The organism is Hydrogenophaga sp. (assembly GCF_030158645.1).
Taxonomy (GTDB): domain Bacteria; phylum Pseudomonadota; class Gammaproteobacteria; order Burkholderiales; family Burkholderiaceae_C; genus Hydrogenophaga.
Genome location: NZ_JAOASO010000113.1, coordinates 1 through 12,047, shown reverse-complemented (window position 1 = coordinate 12,047; position 12,047 = coordinate 1). Strand labels below are relative to the sequence as shown.

9 protein-coding genes and 1 riboswitch are annotated in these 12,047 nt (G+C 68.1%); of the genes, 4 read left to right on the top strand and 5 right to left on the bottom strand.

Features of this window, described 5'->3' with window-relative positions:
* Window positions 1-67 precede the first annotated feature (67 nt).
* On the top strand, window positions 68-505 hold the full coding sequence (locus Q1W68_RS12730; RefSeq protein ID WP_300653830.1) for a universal stress protein: 438 nt from the start codon (window positions 68-70) through the stop codon (window positions 503-505).
* 2 nt (window positions 506-507) lie between these two features.
* On the opposite strand, the gene Q1W68_RS12725 is transcribed toward Q1W68_RS12730, so the two are convergent.
* Complete coding sequence (locus Q1W68_RS12725) at window positions 508-1,581, bottom strand: ABC transporter substrate-binding protein (RefSeq protein ID WP_300716905.1); 1,074 nt, start codon at window positions 1,579-1,581, stop codon at window positions 508-510.
* 191 nt (window positions 1,582-1,772) lie between these two features.
* Here Q1W68_RS12725 and uvrA point away from each other — a divergent pair, with 191 nt between their 5' ends.
* Window positions 1,773-7,784, top strand: coding sequence for an excinuclease ABC subunit UvrA (gene uvrA, locus Q1W68_RS12720; protein ID WP_300716897.1), 6,012 nt, complete (start codon window positions 1,773-1,775; stop codon window positions 7,782-7,784).
* On the opposite strand, the gene Q1W68_RS12715 is transcribed toward uvrA, so the two are convergent.
* Window positions 7,785-8,687: an SMP-30/gluconolactonase/LRE family protein gene (locus Q1W68_RS12715; protein ID WP_300649630.1), complete on the bottom strand. Its 903-nt coding sequence runs from the start codon at window positions 8,685-8,687 to the stop codon at window positions 7,785-7,787.
* A gap of 101 nt (window positions 8,688-8,788) precedes the next feature.
* Here Q1W68_RS12715 and Q1W68_RS12710 point away from each other — a divergent pair, with 101 nt between their 5' ends.
* Window positions 8,789-9,109 (top strand): hypothetical protein, encoded by a 321-nt coding sequence (locus tag Q1W68_RS12710; protein WP_300649632.1) that lies wholly within the window; start codon window positions 8,789-8,791, stop codon window positions 9,107-9,109.
* On the opposite strand, the gene Q1W68_RS12705 is transcribed toward Q1W68_RS12710, so the two are convergent.
* From Q1W68_RS12705 to Q1W68_RS12695, 3 genes are read right to left on the bottom strand one after another with little or no spacing between them, the layout of a single operon-like run.
* Window positions 9,110-9,493, bottom strand: coding sequence for a hypothetical protein (locus Q1W68_RS12705; RefSeq protein ID WP_300649634.1), 384 nt, complete (start codon window positions 9,491-9,493; stop codon window positions 9,110-9,112).
* 53 nt (window positions 9,494-9,546) lie between these two features.
* Window positions 9,547-10,821, bottom strand: coding sequence for an MFS transporter (locus Q1W68_RS12700; RefSeq protein ID WP_300716896.1), 1,275 nt, complete (start codon window positions 10,819-10,821; stop codon window positions 9,547-9,549).
* Window positions 10,818-11,630 carry an HAD-IIB family hydrolase gene (locus Q1W68_RS12695; RefSeq protein WP_300716895.1) on the bottom strand — a complete coding sequence of 271 codons (813 nt, stop codon included), beginning with the start codon at window positions 11,628-11,630 and terminating at the stop codon, window positions 10,818-10,820. The genes Q1W68_RS12700 and Q1W68_RS12695 overlap by 4 nt, the downstream gene beginning before the upstream one ends.
* An 89-nt stretch (window positions 11,631-11,719) precedes the next feature.
* Window positions 11,720-11,796: riboswitch (S-adenosyl-L-homocysteine riboswitch) on the top strand.
* 63 nt (window positions 11,797-11,859) lie between these two features.
* Here Q1W68_RS12695 and Q1W68_RS12690 point away from each other — a divergent pair.
* The coding region (locus tag Q1W68_RS12690) for an adenosylhomocysteinase (protein ID WP_300716894.1) at window positions 11,860-12,047 on the top strand (188 nt) is incomplete at its 3' end.

Genomic DNA, 12,047 nt, shown 5'->3' with positions numbered 1-12,047 from the left:
GCTCCTACGATGAAGCGGTGCCGCACAGTGCGGCCCGGTTCATCCACCTTTGCCAAGGAGAGCGACCATGTTCAAGAAAATCCTGCTGCCCACCGACGGTTCCGACCTCAGCGTGTTCGCCACCCGCGCGGCCGTGGGCCTGGCCAAGAGCCAGGGCGCGCAAGTTGTCGGCGTGTACGTGATCGACCCGTTTCCCTACATCGGCATCGGCGATGCCTCGGCCATCGGCCTGCAGGCCTACCTGACCGAAGCCAAGGCCGCGGCCGGTGTGGCGCTGGACGCGGCTCGCATGGCCTGTGCGGCCGACGGTGTGCCGTTTGCCGGCGACACCATCGAGCGCAATGTGGTCTACGAGGGGATCATCGAAACGGCCGAGGCCGAAGGCTGCGACCTGATCGTGATGGGCTCACACGGCCGCCAGGGCGTGAAGGCCCTCATCCTGGGCAGCGTGGCGCAGAAGGTGCTGACCCACGCCAAGGTGCCCGTGCTGATCGTGAAGTCCTGACCTCAGCGCATGAACTTGCCGCTGGCGTTCACGATCGAGAGGTCCGAAAAATCCAGACCCGTGTGGTCGGTGGCGCTGTAGCTGATCTGCAGACCGCCGATGTCGTGGTTGCGCATGCCCTCCAGCGCATCGCGCAAGCCCGCCGGTGTCGGGTTGGGGCCGGCGCGGCGCAGGCCTTCGGTGACCACCTTGGCGGCGGCAAAGCCTTCCATCATCGCGGGCGAAACACCTTCCAGACCTTTGGCCCTGGCCAGGTCCTGCGCTTCCTTGATCAGCGGATACGCCACCGAGCGTTCGTTGGGGAAGACCTGCGTGACGATCACGCCGCGCGCATGTTCGCCCAGCAGCTTGATGAAACCCTCGGACGCGTTGTTCGAGAGCGTGACCAGCTGGGCCCGAGAGCCGGCTTCACGGATCGCCTTCATGCCGTTGGCGGCGTTGCCGGCCGACCCGATCACCATCACCGCCTGGGCATTGCTTTTCACCACGCGGGCCGCCAGATCGGTGAAGTCGGGTTTGTCGCGGGGGAATTTCTCCTGCAACACCGGTGTTTGCTTCACGGTGGCGAAGCCCTTGAGCGCGCCGGCGGCCGAGTCGGCGCCGAAGGAGTCGTCGGTCTCCAGCAGCGCGATGCGGGTCATGCCGATGCTGGCCAGGTGTTCGATGGCCTTGGCGGCTTCGCGCTGGTAGGTGGCGCGCACGTTGAACACCCAGGGGTTCACCGGCTCGTGCAGCACCATGGCGCCGGTGCTCGGGCCCACCAGCGGCACCTTGAACTCGGCCAGCATGGGCAGCAGGGCTTGTGAATGCGGCGTGCCGCGGTTCAGGAACAGGGCCAGCACCTTTTGTTCGGTGATGAACTGGCGCGACACCTCCACCGTGACCTTGGGGTCGAACTTGTCGTCCACCGAAACCAGTTCGATCTTCTGGCCGTTGATGCCGCCGCGCGCGTTCACCGCGTCGAAGTACAGCTTGGCGCCATCGATGTTTTCCTTCACACCGGCTGCCACCGAGCCGGTGATGCCGGACGGGTTGCCGATGCGCAGTTGGGCCCAGGCGGGTGCAGAGAAGGCCATGAGGCCCGCCAGGCCGAGGGTGGTGAGGCGCAGGGGCCAGAGGGTGGATGGTTGTTGCATGGTTCTTGTCTCGAAAAGAGGACTCAGTCTAGGCAGCCGGGTCGGGCGGGAAATTGTGGTTATGACGTACACGCCAGGGGGTATGTCGTGGTGCTCCGTAGAATCTTCGCGTCCCCCTCTGGAGCCTCTGCATGTCCGATGCCTTTTTGCCCGCCGAGTTGCCTGCGGGCGCGATTCAACCCGCGTCCGACGATGAGGGGCGCGACCGACCGACGGAAGGCGGCACCGGCCTGATCCGCATCCGCGGCGCACGCCAGCACAACCTCAAAAACATCGACCTGGACATCCGCACCGGCGAGCTCACGGTGGTCACCGGGCCCAGCGGATCGGGCAAATCCAGTCTCGTCTTCGACACCTTGTTCGCCGAAGGCCAGCGCCGCTACGTGGAGACCTTCAGCGCCTACGCGCGCCAGTTCCTCGACCGCATGGACAAACCCGCGGTGGACCGGGTGGAAGGTGTGCCACCGGCGATCGCGATCGACCAGACCAACCCGGTGCGCAGCTCACGCTCCACGGTCGGCACCATGACCGAGCTCAACGACCACCTCAAACTTTTGTTTGCGCGCGGCGCCGAGCTGTTCGACCGCGATACCGCCGCGCTGGTGCGGCACGATTCGCCGGAGTCGATTTACCTTGAATTGAAACAACGCGCGGGGGAGCGTGGGGACCCGAGGTTGGTGGTCACCTTCCCGGTGGAACTGCCGGCCAGCACCACCCCCGAAGAAATCGAGCAGTGGCTCTCGGCAAGCGGGTACACGCGCGTGCAAGCCGAGCGTGTGGTCCAGCGCGCCGCGCCCGCCGTGGATGAGAAAGCCAAGACCAAAGGCAAGGCCAAGGCCGCACCCATGGAGGCCATCAAGGTGCTTGATGTGGTGGCCGACCGCTTCCGCATCGGCACCACCGAACCCGCGCGCGTGATGGAGGCCATCGAGGTCGGCTTGAAGCGCGGCGGCGGCAAGCTCATGGTGTATGCCCTGAAATTGGAATCTGACCCCCAATTGGGTGCCCAGGTGGGTGGGGCGGCCGAGCCGGACATCTGGCGATTCAGCACGGGGCTGCATTGCCCCGAGAGCGACATTCGCTACAGCGAACCGACGCCGTCGATGTTTTCGTTCAACTCGGCGGTGGGGGCGTGCGAGGCCTGCCGGGGGTTCGGGCGGGTGATCGGGGTGGACTACGGGCTGGTGATTCCGAACGACAAGCTCACCTTGCGTGCAGGGGCAATCAAGGTGTTCCAGACACCGGCCTGGAAAGAGGCGCAGGACGACATGATGCGGCACGCTGAAGCCGCCGGTATTCCGCGCGACACGCCTTGGGCCAAGCTCACCGACGAGCAGAAGCATTGGGTCAAGGCCGGTTCGCCGCAATGGAACGGCAAGTGGAACCAGCACTGGTACGGCGTGGACCGCTTCTTCGAGTACCTGGAGAGCAAGGCCTACAAGATGCACATCCGCGTGCTCTTGTCCAAATACCGCAGCTACACCGAGTGCCCGAGTTGCGGTGGCGCGCGCCTGAAGCTTGAGAGCCTGCTGTGGCGCCTGGGCACGAAGGCCCAGGCCGACGCGGTGCTGAAGCCGGCGAAGCGTTATTTGCCGTTGGGGGTGAAGTGGAGCCGCGCGCAAGTGGAGGCCTTGCCCGGCCTGTGCCTGCACGATCTGATGTTGCTGCCTCTGGACAAACTGCGCACGTTCTTCGCCTCTCTGGCTCCCTCCGTGGCGCAAGTCCCCGGCATCGCCCATGGCGGGAAGGAGCCGAGCACGGGCCAGGCGCAGGCCCTCAAACTCCTCCTCGACGAAATCAACACCCGCATCCGCTACCTCTGCGAGGTCGGCATCGGCTACCTCACGCTGGACCGCCAGAGCCGCACGCTCAGCGGCGGCGAGGTGCAGCGCATCAACCTCACCACGGCGCTGGGCACCTCGCTGGTGAACACGCTGTTTGTGCTCGACGAGCCCAGCATCGGCCTGCACCCGCGCGACATGGCGCGCATCAACGACGCGATGCTGCGCCTGCGCGACGCGGGCAACACGCTGGTGGTGGTCGAGCACGACCCGGCCGTGATGCTGGCGGCCGACCGCCTGATCGACATGGGCCCCGGCCCCGGCGAGCGCGGCGGCCAGATCGTGTTCGACGGCACGCCCGAGGCGATCCGCAGCGCAGACACGCTCACAGGTGCGTACCTGGGCGCGCGCAAGACCATCGGCATGGGCTTCAAGCGCGCGGTGACCGACAGCACGCCGCGCCTCATTCTCGAAGGCGCTCGCGAGCACAACCTGAAGGACGTTTCGGTCGAGTTCCCGCTGCAGCGGCTGGTGGTCGTCACCGGTGTCTCCGGCTCGGGCAAGTCCAGCCTCATACAAGACGTGTTGGCGCCCGCGCTGCTGCGCCATTTCGGCAAGTCCACCGACACGCCGGGCGCGTTTGAGCGGCTGCTGGGCGCCGAGCAACTCGGCGAGGTGGTGTTCGTCGACCAGTCGCCCATCGGCAAGACCGCGCGATCCAACCCGGTGAGTTACGTGGGCGCGTGGGACGCGATCCGCGCGCTGTTCGCCGACGCACCGCTCTCGCGCCAGCGCAGCTACACGCCCGCCAAGTTCAGCTTCAACAGCGGCGACGGGCGTTGCCCCACCTGCGGCGGCTCGGGCTTCGAGCACGTGGAGATGCAGTTCCTGAGCGACGTGTATTTGCGCTGCCCGGACTGCGACGGCAAACGCTACCGGCCCGAGATCCTGGAGGTGCGCATCGAACGCGGCGAGCGTTCGCTCAACGTGGCCGACGTGCTCGACCTCACGGTGAGCGAAGCCGCCGAGCTCTTCAAGGCCGACCGCGAAGTCATCCGCGTACTGCAACCCATCGTGGATGTGGGTCTGGAGTACGTGAAGCTCGGCCAGCCCGTGCCCACGTTGTCGGGCGGCGAGGCGCAGCGCCTCAAGCTCGCGGGCTTTCTGGCCGAGGCCGCCAAGAGCGCCAGCGCCAGCCGCCAGCCGCTCTCCCGCAAGGGCACGCTGTTCCTGTTCGACGAGCCCACCACCGGCCTGCATTTCGACGACATCGCCAAGCTCATGCGCAGCTTGCGCAAGCTGCTCGACGCCGGCCACTCGCTGGTGGTGATCGAGCACAACCTGGACGTGATCCGCTCGGCCGACTGGCTGATCGACCTCGGCCCCGAGGGCGGCGACGCCGGTGGCCTGGTGGTGGCCGAAGGCCCGCCCGAGCAGGTGCGCGAGCACGCCAGCAGCCACACGGCCAAGGCGCTGCGCGAGTACGCGCTGTCCATGGGCGAGGTGCACGCGGTGCGCGAAGGCCGAGCGGCCGACTACCTGGGCCAGTCCAGCGGTCTGGCCGCCGCCGCGCGCCGCAGCGACCAGCACGGCAACGCCATCCGCATCGTCAACGCCAAGGAACACAACCTCAAGAACCTGAGCGTGAACATCCCGCGCGGCCAGTTCAACGTGATCTCGGGCGTGAGCGGTTCGGGCAAGTCCACGCTGGCCTTCGACATCCTGTTCAACGAAGGCCAGCGCCGCTACCTGGAGAGCCTGAACGCCTACGCGCGCAGCATCGTGCAGCCGGCAGGCCGCCCCGAGGTGGACGCGGTCTACGGCATCCCGCCCACGGTGGCGATCGAGCAGCGGCTCTCGCGCGGCGGGCGCAAGAGCACGGTGGGCACCACCACCGAGGTCTGGCATTTCCTGCGCCTGCTCTACGTGAAGCTGGGCACACAGCACTGCGTGCACGACGGCGCGGCCGTGATGCCGCAGAGCGCCGACAGCATCGCCGCCGCCATCCTCAAACGCTACGCGGGTCAACACATCGGCCTGCTCGCGCCGCTGGTGGTCAACCGCAAGGGCGTCTACACCGAGCTGGCCGACTGGGCGCGCCCGCGCGGCCACACCCACCTGCGGGTGGACGGCGAGTTTCTGCCCACCACCGGCTTCCCGCGCATCGACCGCTTCAAGGAACACACCATCGAGCTGCCGGTGGCCGACTTCGTGGTGAGCGCCGACAACGAGGCCCAGCTGCGCAGCCAGCTGACCAAGGCGCTGGAGATCGGCAAGGGCGTGGTGCACGTGCTGCACCCGCTCGACGGTCTGGCCCGGGCTTTGGAAGAAGGTGCTTCGACGCGTGAACTCGGTCAGCTGGAGGTGTTCTCCACCACCCGCGCCTGCCCGGTCTGCGCCACCAGCTACCCCGAGCTCGACCCGCGCCTGTTCTCGTACAACAGCAAACACGGCTGGTGCCCCGACTGCGTGGGCACCGGCCTCAAGCTCTCGCGCGACCAGCGCAGCGTGCTCGACGATTCGGTGCGCGACGACAAGGAACGCGGCCGTGAACAGAGCTTTGCCGAACCCGAGGTGGACGACCTGGTCGACGAGGTCTGCCCGACTTGCGAAGGCACGCGTCTGAACGCCCAGGCTCGCGCGGTGAAGTTCAGCGGCGTGGGCATCACCGATGTGGCGCGGCTGTCGGTGCGCGAGGTTCGTTTGTGGGTGCAAGGTCTCATGAAGGACGCTGTGATGTCCAAGCGAGAAACCGGCATCGCCCGCGACCTGTTGCCCGAGATCGAGAGCCGACTGGCCTTCCTGGAAGAGGTGGGATTGAACTACCTCACGCTGGACCGGGGCGCGCCCACGCTCAGCGGCGGCGAGGCGCAGCGCATCCGCCTGGCCGCGCAGCTCGGCAGCAACCTGCAGGGCGTGTGCTACGTGCTCGACGAGCCCACCATCGGCCTGCACGCGCGCGACAACGCGATACTGCTCAACGCGCTGCACAAGCTCGGCGACATGGGCAACACGCTGGTGGTGGTGGAGCACGACGAAGACACCATCCGCCGCGCCGACCACATCATCGACATCGGCCCGAGTGCGGGCAAACGCGGCGGGCGCGTGGTGGCGCAGGGTTCGGTGGACGATTTGTCGGCGAATCCCGAATCTGTGACCGGCCGGTATCTGTTGCATGCGATGAAGCATCCGTTGCAGGCCAGACGGCCCGTGTTGCCCCTCACCCCAGCCCTCTCGCCAGAGGGGCGAGGGAGCGCAAAACCCCCTCTCCCGCTTGCGGGAGAGGGCGGGGGTGAGGGTCCCCCGTGGCTCCACGTCCACCGCGCACAACTCCACAACCTCAACCAGCTCGACGCGGCGGTCCCCCTGCAGCGCCTGGTGGTCATCACCGGCGTGTCCGGCTCCGGCAAGTCCACGCTGGCGCGCGACGTGTTGCTGACCAACGTCGCCGCGGCCGTCGCCCAGCGCAGCACCAAGGCCGGCCGCGACGCCATGGACAAGGGTCAGTACCCCGCGTGGTCGGGCTGCGCCAGCGTGAGCGGATACGAGACCGTGGACCGCGTGCTCGAAGTCGACCAGACGCCCATCGGCAAAACACCGCGCAGCTGCCCGGCCACCTACATCGGTTTCTGGGACACGGTGCGCAAGCTGTTCGCCGACACGCTGGAAGCGAAGGCGCGCGGCTACGGCCCGGGCCGCTTCAGCTTCAACACCGGCGAAGGCCGCTGCCCGGGCTGCGAAGGCCAGGGCATGCGCACCATCGAGATGAGCTTTTTGCCCGACGTGAAGGTGCCCTGCGAGGTCTGCCACGGCGCGCGCTTCAACCCCGAAACCCTGGCCGTGACCTGGAAGGGCAAGAGCATCGGCGACGTGCTGCAGATGGAGGTGGACGAAGCGGTCGACTTCTTCGCCAGCATGCCCAGCATCGGCCACCCGCTGCAGTTGCTCAAGGACGTGGGCTTGGGTTACCTCACGCTGGGCCAGCCCAGCCCCACGCTCAGTGGCGGCGAGGCGCAGCGCATCAAGCTGGTGACCGAGCTCAGCAAGGTGCGCGACGACATCACGCGCCGCGGCCAGAAGCCGCCACACACGCTCTACGTGCTCGACGAACCCACGGTGGGCCTGCACATGGCCGACGTGGAAAAACTCATCCGTGTGCTGCACCGCCTGGTGGACGGCGGCCACAGCGTGGTGGTGATCGAGCACGACCTGGACGTGATGGCCGAAGCCGACTGGATCATCGACCTCGGCCCCGAAGGTGGTGGCGGTGGTGGTTTGATCGTGGCCGCAGCCCCGCCCGACGAGGTGGTGCGGCTGGACACCCACACCGGGCGGGTGCTGGGGCCGGTGCTGGCGCGCTGATCAGGGCCGCCCGGCGCCGGGCACGCTCACCTCGGTGGTCCACACCGAGGCTTCGCGCGCCTGTTGGCGCGCGTATTCGTTGAAGTCGGGCGCCACGCAAATGAACAACGTGCGCCCGGCCGGACCACCGAGCGTGCAGGCGAAGGCGCCAAGGGCGCCGGTGGAGATGCTGTCCAGGATCTCGCCACCGGGCGCCATGCGCACCACCCGGTTGCCGATGGCGTCGGCAAACCAGACGGCCCCCTCGGCGTCCAGGGTGGCGCCATCGGGCGCTGCCTGGAGGCTGCCCAGCACCGTGCCGATGTCGGTCAGCGTCGGCACCGGGCCAAAAACCGCCCAGTCACGGCGCGGCCCCAGGGTCCCGTCGGCCTGCAGGTCGAATGCCGAGATGCGGTTGCCCATGGTCTCGACAACGATGAGCGTTTTTCCATCGGGCGTGATCATGCTGCCGTTGGGGAAATGAAGATCGTTCGCCACGGCGCGCACCGAACCGTCGGGATCCACCCGGGCCAGCGTGGCCGCCTGCGGCTTACCGCCACCCATGAGATCAAAACCGAAGTTGCCCACGAAGGCGCGGCCCTGGGCATCGACCACCATGTCGTTGGCGTGGCCGTCCGCCACGGACGACAGGTCGGCGTGGGTGACGAGCCGGCCGTCGGCTTCCTGACGCAGGATCTTCCGATCGCGCATGGACACCACCAGCAAGCGCCCATCGGGCAACCAGCCCATGCCCGACGGCTGTTCGGGCACATCGGCGACCTTCTCTGCACGGCCTTGCAGGTCGACGCGCAGGACCTGGTGCGTGTAGAAATCCGACAGCCAGATGTGGTCGTTGTGCCAGCGGGGACTCTCCAGAAAGGTGTACCCCGAAACGAGAACCGAGAAACGCGGATCGATGGCCATGCTGTCTCCTGTGTGTGGTTGAACGGCGACCATAGACCCGCACGGCGTGGCCGTGCAAGCCGCACCCGCCACACGCGTGACACCTGCGTTACGCTCGTGCCGTGCTCCACCAGGTCATCCACATCCACCCGTCCGCCCCGGCGCAGCCCGCGCTGGGCGCCCCTTGCAACGGCTGCGGGGTGTGCTGTCTGGCCGAACCCTGCCCGCTGGGCCAGGTGATCTCGCGCAAGCGCCGCGGGGCGTGTGATGCGCTGCGCTGGGACGAGGTGCAAGCGGTCTACCGCTGCGGCGCCATCACCGACGCGGCGGGCGTGCTGGGCCCGCGCTGGCGCTGGGCGGCGCCGGTGCTGCAGACGCTGGCGGGCCGCTGGATCGCGGCGGGCGTGGGCTGTGATGCCAGCCTGACGAGCGAACGGGGCTGATCAGCGAGCGAACAGCACGATCACGCCGATGACCAGTGCGGCGATGACGAACATGAACACGCGCGTGCGCACGCGCAGCAGCTCCACGGCCGCCACCAGCCGCGCGTTCTGCTCGGCCAGTTCGGCCACGGTCTGCGCCATCTGGCTTTGTGTTTGCGCCTGCTGGTCGATCAGCTGGCGCGCTTCGATCAGGCGGTTGCGCAGTTCGCCCAGGCTGGGCGGTGTGTCCGACACCAGATCCATGGGCGTGGCCGCGATGGGGGCGCTCTCGGGCGCCTTCTGCCGGTCCATCAGCTTGCGGGCGGCGTTGAGCACCTTGGGCGCGTGTTCGATCACGTCGCCCCAGGGGATCACTTTGAGGGCGAGCAGCCAGGGGATGGCCATGGGGAGGGTCCTTTCGCAGGGCGGGAAACACAGGGCGCACCCGTGGGAGCAGCTTAACCCGGAGGGGTTCCCGCAGATGGGGGCCTTGCCGCGCGTCTCAACAGCCACCAGCCCAGGCCGGCGACCGACACCAGCAGCACCGGGAAGCCCACCGTGGGCGCCCACTGCAGGGCCGCGGCGCCCAGCGCCGGGGCGAGAACGCCACCCAGCGTGTACGAGAGCACCAGCACCGCGGTGCTGTTGACCAGCGTGATGCCTTCTTCGCGCGAGCCGATGTCGATCATGGCGAGCGTGTAGAGGCTGCCACCCGCGCCGCCCCAGAGAAACGCCACCGGTGCGGCGAGCCAGGGCGTGCCGGCCACGAAGGGAATGACCAGCGTGGCCAGCAGCGTCACCAGGGCGCACAGCCGCATGATCTTCAGGCGGGTGTCGCGCGCGTTGCCCCAGCGCTGCGTGGGGTGGTGGGCCAGGCGGTCGGCCAGCAGGCCGGCGGGCAGCATCATGATGGCGCTGCCCAGGCCGCTGGCCGAGACCAGCAGGGCGGCGGCCGTGGCGCCCAGGCCGAGCGCCAGGCCGTACAGCGGCAGGATGGAGGTGAGGCCGCTCTCGAAGAAGCCGCCCACAAAACCCACCGCCATGATCAGCGGGTGCACGCACAGCGCATGCCACACGCCCGAGAGTCCGACCTTGGCGTTGTGCGCATCGGCGGCGGCCGGCAGGCGCGGAATGAGCAGGCTCCAGCCGAGACCGAGCACGGTGAGCCCGAGCGCCAGCCACAGCGCCGCATCGCTCTGCGCGCCGAACCACACCAGCACCAGCGGGCCGAGCACAAAGGTGGTGCCGACCATGGTTTCGAAAATGCCGACGTTGCGCCCGCGCTGGTGTGCGGGGGAGAACTCGGCCACGATGGCTTCGGCGAGCACCCAGCGCAGGCCGGCGGCCATGCCTTCGATCAGGATGCAGACGAACCACAACACCAGCGAGTCGCTGAACAGGAAGCCGGTGATGGCGATCACCGGCACGAAGGCCGCCAGCCAGAGCGAGGGCCGCCGCCCCAGGCGCTGCGTGATGGCCGAGGCGAAGGGTGTCATGGCGAACACGCCGAGCCAGCCGGTGGCCACGAACACGCCGGCCAGCGCGGTGGACACGCCGTCGCCCTTGAGCCGGAGCAGCAGCAGCGGCATGAGCATGAAATAGCCCACCAGCTGGAAAAAGGTGGAGCCGAAGATGGCCACCAGACCGAGCCGGGCCTGCGCGGGCACGAGCGCAGGCGGCGCGGCGCCGGTGAGGGCCTGGCTTTGCTGGGGTGGCAGCGGGTGTTCGGTCATGTTGATCTGACGGACAGCACCGCGTCCGCCACCTCGGCAAAGCCCGCGCCGCGCGCGCCTTGCGCCACAAAGCGCGGGTGGTGGCTGAGTGCAGACCAGAAGCGTGACACGTTGGCCACGCCCACGCTGTGCCGGAAATGGCCAAACATGCGCGCGTCGTTGGTGGAGTCGCCCACGTAGACCCAGCGATCGAGTTCGGCGTCGAGGTCGCGCTCCAGGCGCGTTCGAACGATCCAGCGCGCGCCGGCCAGCTTGTCGTGTTCGCCGATCCAGCCGTTGATGTGGATCGAGCTCACGGTGGCGTTCAGGCCGTCGCGGCGCATCAGCGCCACCACCTGTGCGATCTCCCTTTCATCCAGGTGCGCGAACTCGCTGTGGTCGATGGCGATGTCGGTCTCGCGTCCGGGGCTGTCGGTGGCCAGGCGGGCTTGGGGCAGCGCGCGCAACACACGCTGCGCCGTGGCCTGCAGGCGGGCGAAGTTGGTGGCCCGGGTGGTCGCGTCCTGCAGATGGTCCCGGCAGAGCTGGCCGTCGTCGCCGCGCCACAGCGCCACGGCCCCGTTCTCCGCCACGATCGCGTCCACCGGCCAGGCCAGGGCAAAGGCCTCGCTCCAGCCGGCCGGCCGGCCGGTGATGGCGAGCACCGGCAGACCGGCGGCGCGCAGGCGGCGCAGGGCGTCCAGCGCGTCGGGCGTGATCGCGCCGTCGGTCGTCAGCGTGTCGTCGATGTCGGTCAGCACGCCGTGGATGCGGCTGCGCTCCGAGGCGGGCCACATGGCGAGCGGGGAGGGCGTGGGCAGGGTCGGCATGGGGCGCGCAGTGTCGCACAGGCGTGAGGTAAGTCCGGGTCTTCGACCCCACAAACACCCACCCGCAGGCGCGCTGGGCTAAAATCCCGCATCCGAGGAGCGTTGCAGCGTCCCCATCTTGCGGGGCGTGAGGCTCGGACCATCCATGCAACGACGCTCATCCACATCCCGTGCGATGAGCTTTTTTTCGCCCGCCGATGTGGTTCATCCATCCTTACCGGAGCGAACCATGAATGCACGTCTGAACAACCCCACCTTCACCGATTGCGCGATCGCCGACATTGGCCTGGCCGAATGGGGCCGCAAAGAGGTCAAGATCGCCGAGACCGAAATGCCCGGCCTGATGGCCATCCGCGAAGAGTTTGCCCAAGCGCAGCCGCTCAAGGGCGCGCGCATCACCGGCAGCATCCACATGAC